The sequence below is a fragment of the Saccharopolyspora hattusasensis genome, from assembly GCF_050972075.1.
GTDB lineage: Bacteria > Actinomycetota > Actinomycetes > Mycobacteriales > Pseudonocardiaceae > Saccharopolyspora > Saccharopolyspora hattusasensis.
On record NZ_JBPCDC010000001.1, the window covers coordinates 5077218 to 5095166 of the forward strand.

At 65.3% G+C, this 17949-nt stretch carries 8 protein-coding genes; 4 read left to right on the plus strand and 4 right to left on the minus strand.

Features of this window, described 5'->3' with window-relative positions; genetic code table 11:
* Positions 1–127 precede the first annotated feature (127 nt).
* From ACRXBZ_RS24185 to ACRXBZ_RS24195, 3 genes are all read left to right on the plus strand, one after another.
* Positions 128–8497 (plus strand): WXG100-like domain-containing protein, encoded by an 8370-nt coding sequence (locus tag ACRXBZ_RS24185; protein ID WP_433881042.1) that lies wholly within the window; start codon positions 128–130, stop codon positions 8495–8497.
* 167 nt (positions 8498–8664) lie between these two features.
* Positions 8665–9054, plus strand: a complete 390-nt coding sequence (locus tag ACRXBZ_RS24190) for a hypothetical protein (protein WP_433881043.1) — start codon at positions 8665–8667, stop codon at positions 9052–9054.
* A 560-nt stretch (positions 9055–9614) separates the two neighbouring features.
* Positions 9615–10238, plus strand: coding sequence for a PhzA/PhzB family protein (locus ACRXBZ_RS24195; protein WP_433881044.1), 624 nt, complete (start codon positions 9615–9617; stop codon positions 10236–10238).
* A gap of 16 nt (positions 10239–10254) precedes the next feature.
* On the opposite strand, the gene ACRXBZ_RS24200 is transcribed toward ACRXBZ_RS24195, so the two are convergent.
* From ACRXBZ_RS24200 to ACRXBZ_RS24210, 3 genes are read right to left on the minus strand one after another with little or no spacing between them, the layout of a single operon-like run.
* Positions 10255–11097 (minus strand): PhzF family phenazine biosynthesis protein, encoded by an 843-nt coding sequence (locus ACRXBZ_RS24200; RefSeq protein ID WP_433881045.1) that lies wholly within the window; start codon positions 11095–11097, stop codon positions 10255–10257.
* Positions 11098–11141: 44 nt separating this feature from the next.
* Entirely contained in the window at positions 11142–12704 is a 1563-nt protein-coding gene (locus ACRXBZ_RS24205) for an FAD-dependent oxidoreductase (protein WP_433881046.1), read from the minus strand.
* 45 nt (positions 12705–12749) lie between these two features.
* A complete protein-coding gene (locus ACRXBZ_RS24210; RefSeq protein WP_433881047.1) occupies positions 12750–14726 on the minus strand; it encodes an anthranilate synthase family protein in 1977 nt (658 codons plus the stop codon).
* Between the two features lie 421 nt (positions 14727–15147).
* Here ACRXBZ_RS24210 and ACRXBZ_RS24215 point away from each other — a divergent pair, with 421 nt between their 5' ends.
* A complete protein-coding gene (locus ACRXBZ_RS24215; RefSeq protein WP_433881048.1) occupies positions 15148–15804 on the plus strand; it encodes an isochorismatase family protein in 657 nt (218 codons plus the stop codon).
* Here ACRXBZ_RS24215 and ACRXBZ_RS24220 read toward each other — a convergent pair.
* The gene (locus tag ACRXBZ_RS24220; RefSeq protein ID WP_433881049.1) at positions 15778–17286 is read right to left on the minus strand and encodes a helix-turn-helix transcriptional regulator; all 1509 of its coding nucleotides are present in this window, start codon (positions 17284–17286) and stop codon (positions 15778–15780) included. The two genes, ACRXBZ_RS24215 and ACRXBZ_RS24220, sit on opposite strands and share 27 nt — an antisense overlap.
* Positions 17287–17949 lie beyond the last annotated feature (663 nt).

The window sequence follows — 17949 nt, forward strand, 5'->3', positions numbered from 1 at the left end:
TACTGGGTTTTGGTGCGTCACCGCGCCGGCAGGTCACCAGGCTGGCCCCCAGCGGGGCGGGAGGGCTGGTTCCCGCATACTTCGTTGCTGCCTTGGGTTGTGGTGGCGTTGGGGCGAGGTGGGTGTGATGTTTTCGTCGATCATGGTGCCGGAGGGGGTGCGGCGGCTTTTTCAGGTGTTGACCGGTGAGGATATGACGGATGCGGATGAGGGTGCGTTGTTCGCGGTGGCGGACGCGTTGGAGGCGGGTGCGGCGGAGCTGGGTGAGGTGCGGGCGTTGGTGGCGGAGCTGGTGGGAAAGGTGCGGACGGGGTTTTCGGGGAGGGCGGCGGACCGGTTCGCGGACGGGTTGGGGGTTTTTGATGGGTTGTTGTCCTCGGGGCAGGGGTCGTTACTGGATTTAGCGGTATTCGTGCGGGCTACGTCGCAGCAGGTGCGGTATGTGAAGTTGATGACGATTTATAGCCTGGAATTGCTGTGGTTAGAGATGGCGTGGGCGATGCAGTTTGCGGGGGCGACCGGTGGTGCGTCGCTGTTGTGGCTGGCGGCGCGGATGGCGGCGATGCGGCTGTGGTTGACGCGGTGGTGGGGGCAGTTGTTCATGCGGTTGGCGATGATGGCGGCTGGTGGTGTGGCGTTCAACGTGGTGCCGGATCTGCAGGCCCAGGTGCAGATGCTGGGTGAGAAATCGGCTCAGAAGTGGGATAGGACGCTGACCGAGCAGGCGGCGGGGATGGGGGCGTTCTCGGCGTTGGTGGCGCTGCCGATGTCGGCGGTGGGCGGTCTGGTCAGCAACACGTTGACGAAGGTCCTGGTGAAGGGCCTGGGCGATGACGTGGATGCGGCGATCCTGGAGGCGGCGGTGAAGAAAGCGGTGGCCGAGCACGCGGAGTTGTATCCGGTGTCGGCGATGGCGAAGTTCGCGGACGCGGTGGGCAAGAGTCTGGATGACTTTGCGGGGATGTCGGTGGGGGCGATGTGGCTGGCGCGGTTCGGCAGCGGGCTCGGGGAGGCGGTGGAGAACGCGTTGTCGGAGTTTTTCGGGGAGGCGGGATATTTGGCGGCCACGGGCCAGGAGGTGACCTGGAACCCGTTTAGTTTGACGGCGGGTTTGTTCGAGACGGTGTTCAGTGGTCTGGGCACTCTGGCGGGTTTGGCGTTGCGGGGCAAGCTGCACCCGGTAGGCTCGAGCCCGTACCTCGAGGGCACCGGCCGGGGCGGGGGCGGCAGCGACGATGGTGGCGGGTCCGGTGGGGAGAAGACCCCGCTGCCGGGGGCAGGGTCCGGGTCGCAGACAGGGAACATCCCTGGCTCCCCAGACAAAGACAGCACGTTCATCCCATCCGATGCCTCGCAATCGGATGCCTCGGATGCCTCGCGATCGGATGGTTCGCGGTCGGATCGCTGGACTGGCTCGGATTCCGGGGCCGGCTCGGGTTCCTCGAGTGTGTCTGATGTGGACACTGTGTTCTCGGATACCGGGTCGGTGAATTCGGCTGCGGTGTCGGTGTCTTCTGGTGATGACCTGGTGGTGCCCGGTTCCGCTGTGGTGTCTGCCGTTGTTGTGGGCGGCACAGACGGTAAGGACGGCACGGACGGTAAGCGGGGTGCCGATGGCGGTGTGCCGGGCGGGACCCCGGCTCGTGACGTTCCGGTGGTGCCCGGTGCCGGCCAGCACCGGCCGGGCACACCACCACCGGCATATCCCGGTGGGGGACCTGGTGTTGGTCCGGACCGGCCGGGCACACCGCCACCGGCATATCCCGGTGGGGGACCTGGTGTTGGTCCGGACCGGCCGGGCACACCGCCACCGGCATATTCCGGTGGGGGACCTGGTGTTGGTCCGGACCGGCCGGGCACACCGCCACCGCCGTACAGCCCGGATCCCGGTGACGATCAGGCCGTGCCCGGGAAGCGGCCGCTGGAGGTGTCTGCCTCGAAGACACCAGACTCCCCGACGGTGACCCCACATGCTTCCGATGTGCCCGCGGACACCCCGCGCCCGGAGACCGGCAGGCCTGGGTCTGTCGTGGGCCCCGACGATCGTGTGCCTGCGGGGCATCCGGCATCGGAGACTGCCGGGTCCGGGTCTGTCGTGGATTCCGATGGTCGTGTGGCCGGGGGGCATCCGGGGTCGCCGGGTGGGGTGACCGGCCGCGATGGGGATCCCGGTACGGACTCGGTCGCGGGGCGTGGGGATTCGCACCGCCAAGATGAGGCGGTGGTGTCGCCGGATTCGGTGACGCTGCCGGGGGGCGGGTCGCAGGCGGCGCCGTCTCTGCATCGGGATCCGGCGGCGGTGTCGCCGGCGGTGTTGCCGGCGGACACGGTGCGGGTGCCGGTGACCGCGGATGTGGCTGCTGGTGGCGGGTTGGCAAAGTTCGTGCAGGGTGCCGCGGATTCCATGGGCGGGCCTGTGCTGCTGGTGTCCCCCAGCGATCCGACTGCGGGTGTGGTGGTGACGCGGGGTCAGGGGTCGGCACTGGCGCAGGATCTGGGCCGCCACGTTGTCGCGATGACGACGCCGGAACAGGCCGGGCGCGAGCCGCGATGGACGGTGTTCCCCGCGAATGGTTCTCGTCCCAAGCCGCTGGCCGGGCCTGGTGCCGCGGTGCTGGCCGGCGGGCGCGGGGCCGTGGCCGGTCTGGCGGACGCCTCGGCAACGGTCCCGGCCGCCGCCGGTGGCAAGACGGTGACCCGGGGTGAGGCATCGGCTGCCCAGAGGGCATCTGCCCAGGCGAGGTCGGTGGCCGGGGACCCACGGTCCGCGGCCACCACACACGATGACCAGGCGGGCACGCGGCTTTCCGGCCCTCGGTCGGCGCAGTGGCCGGAACAGGACCTGCGCCGGGTTGATGCAACCGCTGTGGAGGAGGAGTCCGGGGATTCTGGCGCGGTGCCGTGGTCGGCTGATCCCGTGGCGGTGGCTCAGGCGGCCGGCATGTCCAGCGGTGCTGATTCTGCTGGTGTTGTGGAACGCGGCCTGGAATCGATGGCGGGGCAGCTCCAGCGGTCGAGTCCAAAGGGTGATGCTGCCCGGTCCCGTGATGCTGGTCCGGGCGGGGCGGTAGTGCAGCCCAGGCGCGGTGTTTCCCGCGTGTCGGAACAGCCCGGGCGGGCGTCCCGGGAAGGAGAGGCGACCGGTGAGGGGGCGCGACGCACTTCCGCCGATCCCGCTGCTGGTGTACGACGTCGCCGGGCCTGGCCTGGTGGTGTGAGGGCGAACCAGGCCAGGCCCGGTGGCAACGAACCCGGTGGTGCGGGCCCGAAACGAGCGCCGGAGGATGCGCTAGGGCCGGATGCGGTGAGGCGGGATTCTGGGGTGTGGGCGGTTTCAGCTCCGGTAGCGGAGGGTGGGCCGGTGGGGTCTGGATATCTGTTCCTGCGGGGGGTGAATCAGGCCAATTATTTCTTCGGGGAGAAGCGTTTCCGGGTGAATTGCCTGGAAGCGTTTGTGGCGTTCCATAATTCTCTGAAGTTCGGTCGGCAGTTCGTGGCGGGGCCGGCTGGGGGTGACCGGGATCCGGCTCGGTTGGAGGCGGCGTTCGGGGCGAGGGCCCGGCCGATGGCTGGTGTGGCTGGGGTTGAGCGGTATGTGCAGGGTGTGTCGGTGGGCGTGGCTGTGCCAGTGATTTACCGGCGACAGGATGGTAGCGCTCATGTGATCGCTGCGGTGCATGCCGAAGACCGCGATGGGCAAGGGCGGGTGGCTCTGCTGAATCCGCAGAAGGGGGAGGCAGCCGAGGCCGCTGAGGTCCTGGCTGCGACCGGGATGTGGGTGATCGTGGTGTCGGGGGTGGAAGTAGAAGAGGAGGTGGTGTTGCCGCCCAGTGGTTCCCGGTGGCGAGGCCAGGACGGGGGGTCCGGGCTGCCCGCCGTGGTGACGGGTCCGAAGCGTCGGGGTGGTGCGTCCGGGCCGGTGGCGGGCAAAGCCGGCACGAAGAGCACGAAGGGCACGAAGAGGACGCGGGGGAAGGCTGACCAGGGTTCGCGGGAGCAGGCCGGCGGGGGTTCCCGGGCACCCAAGCGGCCGAAGGTGCAAGAACCCGTTGTTGAGGATGGTTCCGGGAATCACGGCGGCGAGGGCGACGGGCCCGCGCCGACCAATCCGGCAGCACAGCAGGACCCGAGTGCGGAGCAGGAGCGGAAACAGAAAAACAAAGTATACGACGCGACGCGGCGCAAGAAGGAAAAGGCCGAAGCCGCTCTGGTTAAGAAGTTGGAGGCGAAGCCGCGGGAGGCGTTGACGCAGAAGGAACGGGAGGATCTGGCCCGGTTTGGGCCGAAGGTGGCGAAGCGGAGACGGAAAAATACGGAAAGCATTGCGAACTCGCGCAGGGATAAAAAGAACCGGATTGCGGAGTTGCAGGAGTTGGAGAGGCTGAACAAGCTGAATGTGGCGCAGGCGGAGGAGTTGGCGGAGCGGCTGACGAAGGAGGAGGAAAAGAGGAAAACTGTCGCGAACGCTCGCCGGTCGAGAAAGAACAAAGTCGCCGCCGCGATTGCGTGGTTGGAGGAGCAGGGGCAGCTGACTCCGAGGCAGCGGGCCGAGCTCGATTTGCGCAAGAAAATACAAAAGGACGAAAAGGAGAAAAAAAGTCGGCTGGCGCCCCGAGTGTCGAGGCTGAAAAAAGATATCGAGGCGTTGCAGGCGCTGCGGGAGCCGACCGAGGCTCAGCGGAACAGGCTGGCGGACAAGAAGGCTAAGCGGGCTGTTTCTGTGAAGGATTTGGAAGCGGTGAGGAAGAGGCTGAAGGAAGATAAGGCGGCGCTGGAGAGGATGCTGGCTGAGGGGGTGGATGAGGCTGGGGGGAGGGTGGGTGCGGGGGCAAGTGGGCAGCAGGATGAGTGGGATGCGCTGGTGCCCAGCGGGGTATGGGAGCGGGCTGGGGCTGATCGGGGCGACCATTTTGGTCAGGACGCGGGGTCGGAGGGAAGCGATCTCGTTGCGTGGCTTGATCTGGCGGATGAGGAGTGGGCTGGGTCGGGGGATGCGGGTTCGGCGGAGCGGGGTGGTGCTGTATGGGGTGCGGGGTTGGATAGCGGCGTTGATTCTGGTGGGTGGTGGGTTGGGGAGGTGATGGGGAATCCAGCCGGGCAGGAGCGGGCTGCGGCATCGTTGTCCGGCCGGGACGAGGACCAGCAGACGGGGTCGGGGGCGGAGTGGGAGTCGGATGCGGCTGTGCGGGTGGAGCAGGCGGAGACGTGGGAGGGGTTGGTTGAGGAGGAGCAGGGGGATGCGACCCGCGATGAGGAGCCGGATGTGCGGGTCGCGCGGCTGCGGGAGTCGCTGAAGCAGGCTGAGTCTGGCCTGGCTTCGTTCGAGGCGTTGCCGGGCTGGGACGGGAGTCAGCGGGCGGAGTCGGCGGTGTTGCCGGGGTTCGATGGGGGTTGGCGGGAGTACTGGGAAAAGGCGCAGCGGCGTATCGAGGAGTTGCGGGCGGAGTTGGCCGAGATGGTGAACGACGAGGGTGAACCGGCCGGGCAACATCTGGGTGAGACGGGAGAGCAGCGGGTTGCGGCGTCCGTGCCGGCTGAGATTGCGGCGTTGGCCGGGCTGACGGATCGGATGGAGCGGCATTTGCAGGCGATGCCGCCGGAGTACAACCCGGGCGGTGTGCGTGAGCGGGTCGAATGGGCGAAGCAGTGGGTGAGCCAGGGGCAGTGGACTCCAGGTCAGTTGCAGACGGTTCGGTCGGGGTCGGCTGCGGTGCGGGCGGCGGAGAGGAAGTTGCGAGGCGAGGCTGGCCGGGCGAAGGAGGCGCAGGCGATAGGCGGGGGCGAGCGGGGGGGCGGGTATCGGTTCCTGGTGGGGGTGAACCGGGCCAACTATCTCTCCGGTGAGGCGGGTTTCCGGGTGAATTGCCTGGAGGCGTTTGTGGCGTTCCATAATTCTCTGAGGTTCGGTCGGCAGTTCGTGGCGGGGCCGGCTGGGGGTGACCGGGATCCGGCTCGGTTGGAGGCGGCGTTGGGGGCGAGGGCCTGGTGGGTGGCTGGTGTTGCTGGGGTTGAGTGGTATGTGCGGGGTGGGCTGGTGGGGGTGGCTGTACCGGTGGGTGTGGCTGTGCCGGTGATTTACCTGCGAGCGGACGGTAGTGCGCATGTGATCGCTGCGGTGAATACCGAAGACCGCGATGGGCAAGGGCGGGTCGTGCTGGTGGATCCGCAGACGGGCGAGGTCGCTGACAAAGATGATGTTTCCGCGGCGTTCGGGGTGTGGGTGGTTCCGGTGTCGGAGGTGGCATCGGATCGGGAGGTGGTGCTGCCCAGTGGTTTCGGGCTGCGGCGCCTGGGCTGGGGGGCTGGGCTGCCCGCCGAGGTGGCAGGTCCTCCCCAGCGTCAGCGTCCCGGTGGGCCGGTGGCCGGCACGACGAGGAAACGGGAGGAGGCCGGCGGGAGTACCCGGGCACCCAAGCGGCCGAAGGTGCCAGAACCCGCTGTGGAGGCTGGTTCCGGGAATCACGGCGGCGAGGGCGACGGGCCCGCGCCGACCAATCCGGCAGCACAGCAGGACCCGAGTACGGAGCAGGAGCGGAAACAGAAACGCAAGGTATACGACGCGACGTACCAGAAGAAGAAGAAGGCCGAAGCCGCTCTGGTTAAGAAGTTGGAGGGGAAGCCGCGGGCGGCGTTGACGCAGAAGGAAAGGGAGGACCTGGCCCGGTTCGGACCAAAGGTGACGGACCAGAAACGGAAAAACACGGAAAGGGTTGCGAACTGGCGCCGGAATAAAAAAGACGAATCTGTCGCCGCGATTGCGTGGTTGGAGGAGCAGGAGCAGCTGACTCCGAGGCAGCGGGCCGAGCTCGATTTGCGCAAGAGAATACAAAAGGGCCAAGAGGGGGGCAATCGGCTGTCGACCCGAGTGTCGAAGCTGAAAAAAGAGATCGAGCCGTTGCAGGCGCTGCCGGAGCCGACCGAGGCTCAGCGGAACAGGCTGGCGGACCAGAGGGCTAAGCGGGCTGTTTCTGTGAAGGATTTGGAAGCGGTGAGGAAGAGGCTGGAGGAAGATAAGGCGGCGCTGGAGAGGATGCTGGCTGAGGGGGTGGATGAGGCTGGGGGGAGGGTGGGTGCGGGGGCAAGTGGGCAGCAGGATGAGTGGGATGCGCTGGTGCCCAGCGGGGTATGGGAGCGGGCTGGGGCTGATCGGGGCGACCATTTTGGTCAGGACGCGGGGTCGGAGGGAAGCGACGATCTCGCTGCGAGTCCGACGCAGCGGGCCGAGCTCGATTTGCGCAAGAGAATACAAAAGGGCGAAAAGGAGCAAAAACGGCTGTCGACCCGAGTGTCGTGGCTGAAAAAAGATATCGAGGCGTTGCAGGCGCTGCGGGAGCCGACCGAGGCTGAGCGGAACAGACTGGCGGACAAGAAGGCTAAGCGGGCTGATTCTGTGAAGGATTTGGAAGCGGTGAGGGAAAGGCTGAAGAAAGACAAGACGGCGCTGGAGATGGAAAGGGCTGCGAACTCGCGCCGGAATAAAAAGGACCGGATTGCGGGGTTGGAGGAACAGGGGCAGATGACTCCGAGGCAGCGGGCCGAGCTCGATTTGCGCAAGAAAATACAAAAGGGCCAAGAGGGGGACAATCGGCTGGCGACCCGAGTGTCGAGGCTGAAAAAAGATATCGAGGAGCTGCAGGCGCTGCGGGAGCCGACCGAGGCTCAGCGGAACAGGCTGGCGGACAAGAAGGCTAAGCGGGCTGATTCTGTGAAGGATTTGGAAGCGGTGAGGAAGAGGCTGAAGGAAGATAAGGCGGCGCTGGAGAGGATGCTGGCTGAGGGGGTGGATGAGGCTGGGGGGAGGGTGGGTGCGGGGGCAAGTGGGCAGCAGGATGAGTGGGATGCGCTGGTGCCCAGCGGGGTATGGGAGCGGGCTGGGGCTGATCGGGGCGACCATTTTGGTCAGGACGCGGGGTCGGAGGGAAGCGATCTCGTTGCGTGGCTTGATCTGGCGGATGAGGAGTGGGCTGGGTCGGGGGATGCGGGTTCGGCGGAGCGGGGTGGTGCTGTATGGGGTGCGGGGTTGGATAGCGGCGTTGATTCTGGTGGGTGGTGGGTTGGGGAGGTGATGGGGAATCCAGCCGGGCCGGAGCGGGCTGCGGCGTCGTTGTCCGGCCGGGTCGAGGACCAGCAGACGGCGTCGGGGGCGGAGTGGGAGTCGGATGCGGCTGTGCGGGACGAACATTTTGATCAGGACGCGGAGTGGGAGGGAATCGAAGATTTCGTTGCGTGGCTTGCTCGGGCGGATGAGGAGTGGGCTGGGTCGGGGGATGCGGGTTCGGCGGAGCAGGGTGGCGCTGTATGGGATGGGTTGGATAGCGGCGTTGCTTCTGGTGCGTGGGTTGGGGAGGTGATGGGGAATCCAGCCGGGCCGGAGCGGGCTGCGGCATCGTTGTCCGGCCGGGACGAGGACCAGCAGACGGGGGCGGAGTGGGAGTCGGATGCGGTTGTGCGGGTGGAGCAGGCGGAGACGTGGGAGGGGTTGGTTGAGGAGGAGTAGGGGGATGCGACCGGCGATGAGGAGCCGGACGTGCGGGTTGCGTGGCTGCGGGAGTCGCTGAAGCAGGCCGAGTCTGACCTGGCTTCGTTCGAGGAGTTGCTGGGCTGGGGGCTGGGCTGCCCGCCGAGGTGGCAGGTCCTCCCCAGCGTCAGCGTCCCGGTGGGCCGGTGGTCGGCACGACGAGGACGCGGGAGGAGGCCGGCGAGGGTTCCCGGGCACCCAAGCGGCCGAAGGTGCAAGGACCCGCTGTTGAGGCTGGTTCCGGGAATCACGGCGGCAAGGGCGACGGGCCCGCGCCGACCAATCCGGCAGCACAGCAGGACCCGAGTGCGGAGAAGAAACCGGAAAACAGGGATAGCCAGGCGGCGAATCGCGAGGCGAGAAAGGTCGAAGCCGCCCGAGTTGAGGAGTTGAAGGGGAAGGGGGAGGGGCAGCTGAACGAGAAGGAGAAGGATGAGCTGGCGACGCTCCAGCGGAAGGTGGAGCAGCGAAAGAAGAAAAAGCAGAAAAATAACGCGAATTATCGCAAGCTGGGAAAGGACGTCGCCGCGAGGTAAACATTCAGCGGGTTCGTGAGGGTTGAGCGGCTGGTCTCCGTGCTGAAGGTGATCTTGGGTGGCTACGGTTGCGGGTATGGCTATCGAAGATGCTTGGGCTGTGGTCGACGCGCTCGCTGATCCGGAGACGTAAACATTCAGGGGCGGGTTTGAGGTGCGGTTTCTGGTCGTGAGGGCATGCCGAACTGCCCGCCGTGCCGCGGGGTTGCCGGAGGGGTGCGGGGTCAGGCTTGGGGCGGGGTCTGGCGGCATCTACGGGTGACCGAGGATCGCTTCGCAGGCTGCGGCGCAGCGGGTGGCAGAGTTGTTGTCGCCGGAGGCGATCGATTCTCTGGTGGCTGACGCTACCAAGTCGGAAATCAACCTAACTCTAACAATTCAATCTCGGCACCAATGAACTGGCGCGGTCAAACGGTCGTAGCGACACCAACAAGACTCTTACCGTCATGATGTGGCACCTACTCATTCAAGTGGGTGTCACCAGGTTGACGAACCCGCCTACCCCGACCGGCTACTCGGAAAGGTAGTTGCAGTCGTAATGAGACTGGCGGAGGCTTTCCGTGGAAGCTCGTTCGCGCAACTTTCGACGTCTTCACATGGACGTTGGGGCACGAGGATTGCCGCCACTGGATGTGGTCATCGACGGATGCGTCCGCATCACCACGGATGGAGAGGTTCAACAAATGACAGAAGCGCCTCAGGATGCAGTACCATTCGGCAACGAAGCGGAGCTCAGGCGACGTAATCGGGCCACCGTCGAAGAATATCTGCGGGTCACCGAAGGTGAGTCCCGCTTGCAACGTCATCATTTGTTCACCGATGACGGCACCGAGCGCGGTGGCCTATGGACGACGGACACCGGCGAGCCGGTATTCGCGACCGGGAAGGACAACCTGTATTCCATGGCCGCCTGGTCGTTGGAGTGCTTCCCGGACTGGAAGTGGATCAATGTGGAGATCTACGAGACGCAGGATCCGAACCGATTCTGGGTCGAATGCGACGGTGAGGGGAAAATTCTCTTCCCCGATTACTCGCCAGGGCATTACAAGAACCATTTCATCCATTCATTCCTGCTGGAAAACGGCAAGATCAAAGAGGTCCGCGAATTCATGAACCCGTGCCAGCAGATGCGCGCGCTGGGGATCGAGGTACCGGTGATCAAACGAGGTGGTATACCCGCATGAGACGTCCACATCGCGGTTACAACACGAGGGTGCCGTGTGCGACCACTACCGCCGCACCGACCACCTCCACCTGATCGATCCGCTCGCCCGCGCCCTCGACCGTCGCGTACATGGTCGAGGGCCGGCCGATTTCGACACCCTGGCGAATCGTGATCTGGCTGCCGAAAGCGATCCGGCCATACCGGGCGAGGTGGACCGCCAGCGGACCTGCGGCCGAGCCGGTGGCCGGGTCTTCGGCGACCCCGTACGCGGGTGAGAACATCCGCAACCGCCAATTGGTGCCCGCGCCGGCGAAGCAGAGCGCGGCCATGTCGGGGAACTTGGCGAGCACCCGGAGGTCCGGGTGGATCGCCTCCAGCGCCGCCACGCTGCCGAGCCCGACGTAGACGTGCCGAGGCCCGTTCCGGTAGGCATCGACCGGTAGCTCGGAAGCCGCGACGTGAAGACCTTCCAGCAGTTCGTCGGCATGCTCGTACGGTTGCCAGCTCGGGATCGGCTGCAGCATCCTGGCGGCGACGATCTTCCCGTTCGCGCGCTCGAACGAAAAGCTGATCACCCCGACTTCGGTCTCCAGCCGGATCGTGTCCTGGTTCAGCTCCGCACCAAGCACGATGGCAGTCCCAAGCGTGGGGTGCCCGGCGAAGGGCAGCTCGTTCACCGGTGTGAAGATCCGGACCCGCGCGTCGGCAACCTCACGGGCGGGAAGCACGAACGTGGTTTCCGACAGATTCATCTCCCTGGCGATGCGTTGCATCTGCTCTGCGGACAGGCTGGCGGCGTCGATGAAAACAGCCAGCGGATTGCCCTCCAGCGGAGTTGCGGTAAAGACGTCGGTGATTACGTAAGCGTGGTTCGGCACCGTTCTCCTCGTCGTGCGTTGTCCGGAAGTTGCGCATCAATGCCTCAGTCGCCCGCGGCGGCTTCGCCAGCCAGCGCGCCGAAAACGAGTGCTTGCCCGAGAGTGCCACCGGTACCCGGGTAAGCGAACCCGAACGGACTGGCCGCTACATTGCCCGCAGCGTAGAGCCCGCGAATCACACCGCCTTCGACGTGCAGTACCCGCCCGTGCGGGTCGGTGCGGGGACCGCCTTTCGTCCCGCCAAGCCCGGCATGTACCGGCAGGGCGTAGAAAGGCGGTTCGGTGAGCGGCCGCAGGGTGGGATGCGTCGCCTGTGGATCTCCCATCGCCCGGTCGTACGCGTTGGTGCCGCGCCCGAACTCCGGGTCGAGTCCGTCCTTGGCCGCCGCATTGAACCGTTCGACGGTCTGGATCAGCGTTTCGGCGTGGACGTCGATGAGATCGGCGAGTTCGGCGAGAGTGCCTCCGCACGGAAGCCAGTCCGGGGCATAAGCATCTCGCCGGACCGGGCCGACGGTGTAGTCGCGCCGGTGAATCCCGTCGAAGATCAGCCATGACGGGGCCCGCTCGAAGCAGAATTCCGTTGGCTCGAACGCGTGCAGCGCCCGGCCGACGTCGTTGTAGTTCTGGGCTTCGTTGATGAACCTGCGGCCACGCCGATCTACCATGAGCGTGCCAGGGCGCGCACGTTCGGCGAACAGCATCCGGTCCAGCGGTTCCCCGTCGATCTCCGCGTCGGGGTCAGGCGTCGTTGGACACCACCATGCCTCGGACATGTTGCCGAGCGCGGCCCCCGTGGACATCGCCATTCGCAGGCCGTCACCACGCGCACCGGGTGCGCCCACACAGCGAAGCACCGGCATCCGCAAGAACGCGTTGACGAGTGCGGTGTCCCGCTCGAAACCACCGCTTGCCAGCAACACCCGACCACGCAGCTGCTGACCACGGGTGTCGACACCGGTCACCGTGCCATCGTCGTTGACGAGTCTGGTAGCCCTCGCAGCAGTCCGAAAGCTGACACCCGCCGTGCGGGCCGCGATCAGCAGTGCGGCCACGAGTGCCTGCCCTCCGGTGACCGTACCGGTTCGCCGTCGTTGGTTGACCACATCCACCGAAACCTGACCAGTGGCCAATTCGGCGAGCATCGCAGGCAGGCGCCACGGCAGCGGCGGCCGCAGTTGGTCGGTGAGGCTGGGCTCGATCTGCAGCGCGCACGGTTCGAGGGAGCGACCGCCTTCCATGCCGCCAGGCAGCTCGGAATGGCAATCCGGATACGGCAGCGGGCTCCATTGCAGCGGGGACGTGCCTTCCAACCACCGCAGTATTCGTGGTCCCGCGTCGAGGAACCGGTTGACGAGGAGGGGGTCGACGTCGCCGACCGCGAGTGAGCGCAGATACCTGTGCGCCTTCTCCGCGCAGTCGCGGCCTCGCCCTGCTGCTTCTACATGGTTGTTCGGTACCCACACCGCACCGCTGGAGAGCGCCGTCGTCCCGCCCAAGGTCGACGTCGCCTCCAGGACGGTGACGTCGGCACCGGCCGCCCGTGCGGCGAGGGCCGCGGACAGGCCGGCCGCGCCGGAACCGATCACGATGACGCCAGGACGCACGACCGACCTCCGAGACGTGACTCCAACTGCATGCTGCGCGTCCTCTCAGCCCGTGCTTGTCCGCACGCCGGTCCGCGCAGGACCAGAAACGCCCGACGAGCCACGTTGTGCGGGCAAAGACTCGGTAATCGGCACCAGGGAGCCGAGAAGATCGCCGAGAATACTCATTCCGTCGATGGTCAACACCGATTCCGGGTGGAACTGAATCGACCGGAAACCCGGCCCGGACAACGCATACACCCGCCCTGAATCGGGCTCCCGGCTGATGACGACCGGCCCCGGAAGATCCCGGTGATACAGGCGGTCGCTGCTGGACCTGGCAACGAATGTGTTGTAGAAAGCGACAGTTCTTCGTTCCCCGAGAAGGTCGATGTCGATCTGCTCACCCTGGTTCGGAACTACCTCGGGGACCACTTCCAAGCCCAGCAGTCCGCAGAGGACCTGGTGCCCTAGGCACACCGCGAGAAATCGACGTCGATCGTGAAGGAGCCGCCGGGCGATCCTGCGCAACGTGGCGATCTTCGGGTCATCGAGCACCCGGGGATCGCCTGGCCCGGGGCCGAGCACGATGAACTCGTCGTCGTCCATCTCGAAAGACTCGTCATAGCCGCGGATGGAGACGGTCAGCCCCAGAGCGGTCAGCTGGTGACCCAGCATAGCGGTGAATGTGTCCTCGCCATCGATCACGAGCACTCGACGGCCGACCAGTTCCGGCACCGTGGGCACGTGACCGCGATCCGCTCTCAACCAGAACCGCGCCAAGCTCTTGTTGCGTCCGTCCAGCGCTTCTCGAACCAACGGATTTGCATCAAGGGACAATCCGCGTTCCCGCTGATGCGGCGCGTCGACTCCGCCTTCGAACGCCGCGAGCATTCCGGCCAACTTCGACCGGGTCTCAGCGACTTCGGAACCCGGGTCGGAGTGCCGGACGAGCGTCGCGCCGACGCCAGCCCGCAGCCGACCATCGCGTTCGATCTCCGCGGTGCGAATCAGGATCGCCGAGTCCAGTGTCTGGTAGCCCGCTGCATCGTGACCGATCAGTGCGATTGCCCCGCTGTAGTAACCGCGTCCCGACGGCTCGTACCGCTTGATCACCCGGCAGGCACTTTCCAGCGGACTTCCGGTGACCGTCGGCGCGAACAACGTTTCCCGAAGAATGTCCCGAACATCTAGCTTCGTCTGGCCCTCGATCAGGTATTCGGTGTGCGCCAGACGGGCCATCTGCCGCAACCGCGGGCCGACCACGGTGCCGCCCCGGTCGCAAATCCTGGCCATCATCTTAAGTTCTTCATCGAGAACCATGTGCAGTTCGTCTTCTTCCTTGCGATCCGCCAGGAAACGCAGCACGTCCTGCGTCGACGGTCCCTCCGGCGGATACCGGTAGGTGCCGCTGATCGGATTCATCACCACCGTGCCCCGATCCAGGCTGACGTGCTTTTCGGGGCTAGCTCCGACGAACGTGCGGGAACCCGTGTGGACCACGAAAGTCCAGTACGTACCCTGCTCCGCAACGAGCAACCGCCTGAACAGACTCAACGCGTGGCGTGGCGAGAAGTCGGCGAGAGTGGCCGTGAACGACCGCCTAATGACGAAGTTCGAGCCAGCGCCGCTGCCGATCTCGTCGCGCAGGACGCTCCGGACGACCTCTGCGTAAGTCTCGTCGTCGGTGTCGAAGCGGGCGTCCTTCAACTCCACCGGCTCGTCAGGTAGTGCGCCCAACGCTTCGGTGACGTTGACCGTTCCTTGCGACCGGACCATCATCTGCAGCATGGGCGCGCCATCATCGACGCATTCGAAGCCGCGTTCGGTTAGCTGTCTGTACGGAACGAGCACGAGCAATTCCTGGCGCGCTGGCCCGGTGGAAGATGGTGGGATCCCCAAGTCTTCGATCGAACAGACCTCGGTGACCTCGCCAAGCAGAATCTCGAGCCTATTCCCCATTTCCGGCCGCTGCAGCACGGCGAAGGGGGGCGGGTTCGAAACGAGCAGTTCTTTCAACCCGGCGACTACGCGTTTGGCCATGAAAACTCCTTGACTACGGTCCCACGCGAAACGGCGCGCGGCAAGTACTCGCACCGTGCACCCAGGCATCTAGAACAGCCAGCGACTGCTTACCGCATCCAACTCTTCCGTTGACAGCATGCAAGATTTCGGCACCCTGACTCTACATTGCTCGGCGACCGGAACCAGTGCCGAAAAAACAACTACTCGTTTTAGCGGTGTTGCGAGGATCGCAGCTGTCGCGACCAGTCGGACACCAAGACGCGACTACCCGTTCGAGTAGCGCAACCGGAACGGGCACTGCGCGCACCCGTAGATGAACTATGTTCGCAGCGAGGTTTCACATTGAGAACCGCTGTCCGGGCAAATCGAAAAAACGGCGCCGAACATCCTCGGCACGTGCACGACGGGGCCGGGAAACCCGCCGTTGAGGGAGGCTTCCGTGACCATACCGCCGATCGGCGCGTACCCCATGCCAACAGCTGATGATGTGCCGCGCAGCAGGGTCGACTGGACCGTTAGCCAGTATCGCGCAGCGTTGCTGATCCACGACATGCAGAACTATTTCTTGGCAAAGTTCCCCGGCGATTCTCCAGCCTTGGACTTGGTGCGAAACATCGCGCGCCTGCGCGAATGTTGTGCGGACCTGGGCATTCCCGTAGCATATACGGCGCAGCCCGGCGGGATGAACAGCAAGCAGCGCGGCCTGCTCAAAGACTTCTGGGGGCCGGGAATGACGGCGAATCCGGCCGACCGTGAAATCGTGGCCGAACTGGCGCCAGCCGAGCACGAGCGCGTATTCACGAAGTGGCGGTACAGCGCATTTCACGATTCCGGGTTACTGGATTACCTTCGTGACTGCGGGCGCGACCAGCTCATCGTCTGCGGCGTGTACGCTCACGTCGGTTGCCTAATCACAAGCTGCGACGCGTTCTCTCACGACATCCAACCGTTTCTGGTCTGCGATGCGGTAGCCGACTTCTCCCTGGAGGACCATCGAATGGCGGTGTCGTACGCCGCACAACGTTGTGCGGCTGTTCCGACGACAGATCAGGTACTTGCTGCGCTCACCTCAACTGCTTCCGTGCCGACCGGATGACCGGATTTCGCGTCGCACCGCGTATCGCTCCCGGCTCGCGAGTTTCACACGGGAATTGATTCCGAGTTTTCGGAAAATCCGCCTCAGGTGGTAGTTTACGGTGTGCGGGGAGAGGAAAATGCGGTGTGCAATCTGACGATTGGTCAATCCTTGGCCGACCAGCTCGGCAATGGCACGTTCGGTTTTCGTCAGGTCCGGCGGAATTGATTCTGCGTCGCCGTGCGGCCTATCAGTATTCTTAGCGTTGGTCGAGTCGTTTCGTCCGCTTTCGGCAACGTTTCTGGAGTCGCGCCGGTCGCTGGACAGAACGCCACCGCCCAACAAGGCTCGTAGATCTTCTATCGCGGTTTCCCTGGCCCAAGCGTCTCCATATTCGGAGATGACTTGCAGCAGTCCATCCAGATTCGGTTCGAAAAGGCTGCGAGCATGCAGCGCGCCAGTGGCAACCGCAGGCGTACCGATGTTCGCGTTGGCTACGGCGTGCGCAGCTTCGATCGCCTTGATCGCAATCTTCTCGTCGCCCACGTCCATCGCGACACGTACGAACCACGCGGCAGCACCCGGTTCCTCCACGAACAGGGCGGGTCTGTGCAGCAGGTTGGTATGCAGCAGCGCTTCGATGCTCGACGGATCTTCCTTCGAGGTGTGCACCAGCAGCTGAATCCACCCGTCGCGCGCCGACCGCGCGGCGGAACCCTGTTCGTATGTCGAGGTTTCCCGGCAGCGTCGCAGATAGGAACGAGCCAACGCCACGTCGCCGGAACGGAATGCGATCAGCGCAAGAACAGACTCCGCTGAAGGAACCACTCGCAACGTCCCCAATTCGAGTGCGCTGGACAAACATGCCTCGGCAGTCAACCGTGCCGCCGTCTGCCGTCCCGCCCGCAGCAGCAAGCGCGCACGGATCAGGTCAGCTTGTGCTGCGTGCATGGTCAACCCGAACTGGTCGATTTCCGCGCGGGCCTGGCGCAGCATCTCCTCGGCGTCGTCGAACTCGCCCAACTCGCCCAACATCTCGGCCATCATCAGCGGCGGATACCAGCGCCAATCCGCAGATTTCACGGACGCCGCGCAGGTCGCTGCCCGCCTCCCCCAACACAGCGCCCCAGCGACATTGCCGGCCGACCACTCGAGATGTGCCAATCCGGTCAAGGCGATCGCAGTCCGTGCCTGGCCGTGGCATGTCCCGTCCGGCTCCTGCAACACTTTCGAGGCGTGGTCACTGGCGAAGTCCCCTTGCAGCACCAACGCCAGCATTCGACCTGCTGCGGTGTCGTCGAACGTAGTGGTCGACAGGTCGGGGACAGCAAGCACCTGGTCGGCGATGGCGATCGCTTCGGCGGTGTGCCCGCTGGCGATCAGCGGAGCGATCAGGGTGCATCGAAGCTCTGCCGCTAACTCCTCCGGCACACCGTCATTCAGGGTCGCCTCGGCCAACATGACCGCAGATTCGATCCAGCCTTTGGAGAGCAGTGCACGCACCGCTGCCACGGCTGAGGTGGGCCGATCCGTGTAATGCGACCGCACGGCCGCGTGCGTTGCTGGTTCATGTGATCCCAGCGAAAGCGGGGCCTCGTCAACCGTGTGCGAACTGGTTGTCGTCAGAAGCGGGTCGGATTCGACGGAGTCCGTCAAGCTCCGTCGCTCATCGGACCAGGCCAATCCGTGCACGGCACACGCTCCTCATGTTCTGTTAGTGCTGCAGCCCAGCACCGCCGCTGATCCAGACCGGTCGCGGGTTCCGGGCAGCATCAGCGAGTCGGCATCGGAGACTGTCGATCAACCACCCGAGAGCCATGCGGCCGCTCTCCCTACGCTTGCTGGTGTCCTGGTGATGTTTCTGTGGGTTCACTGTCGCATCAGGGCTCTGTGTACGACCGCCATTGGTGCTCGATCGGACATTAAGAAATGACCGTTCGTCCCTGTCGGAGGCTGCACCGGCACGGTAAGGGCGCCCGGGGCGTTCAGGCAGGCCGCCGCAGCCGGGATTCAGCGCGCCGAAGATCCCAAAAGCCGCGTCCCAGCCGGACGGCATGCATACCGGCGATCCGCGCCAACGGGGCCTCGACGTAGGAGACTGGGCCCGCGAGACGAGGGCGCGGTTTCCGGTGGGAGAATCATCGGGTTGTCCAAGCCGTGACGGTC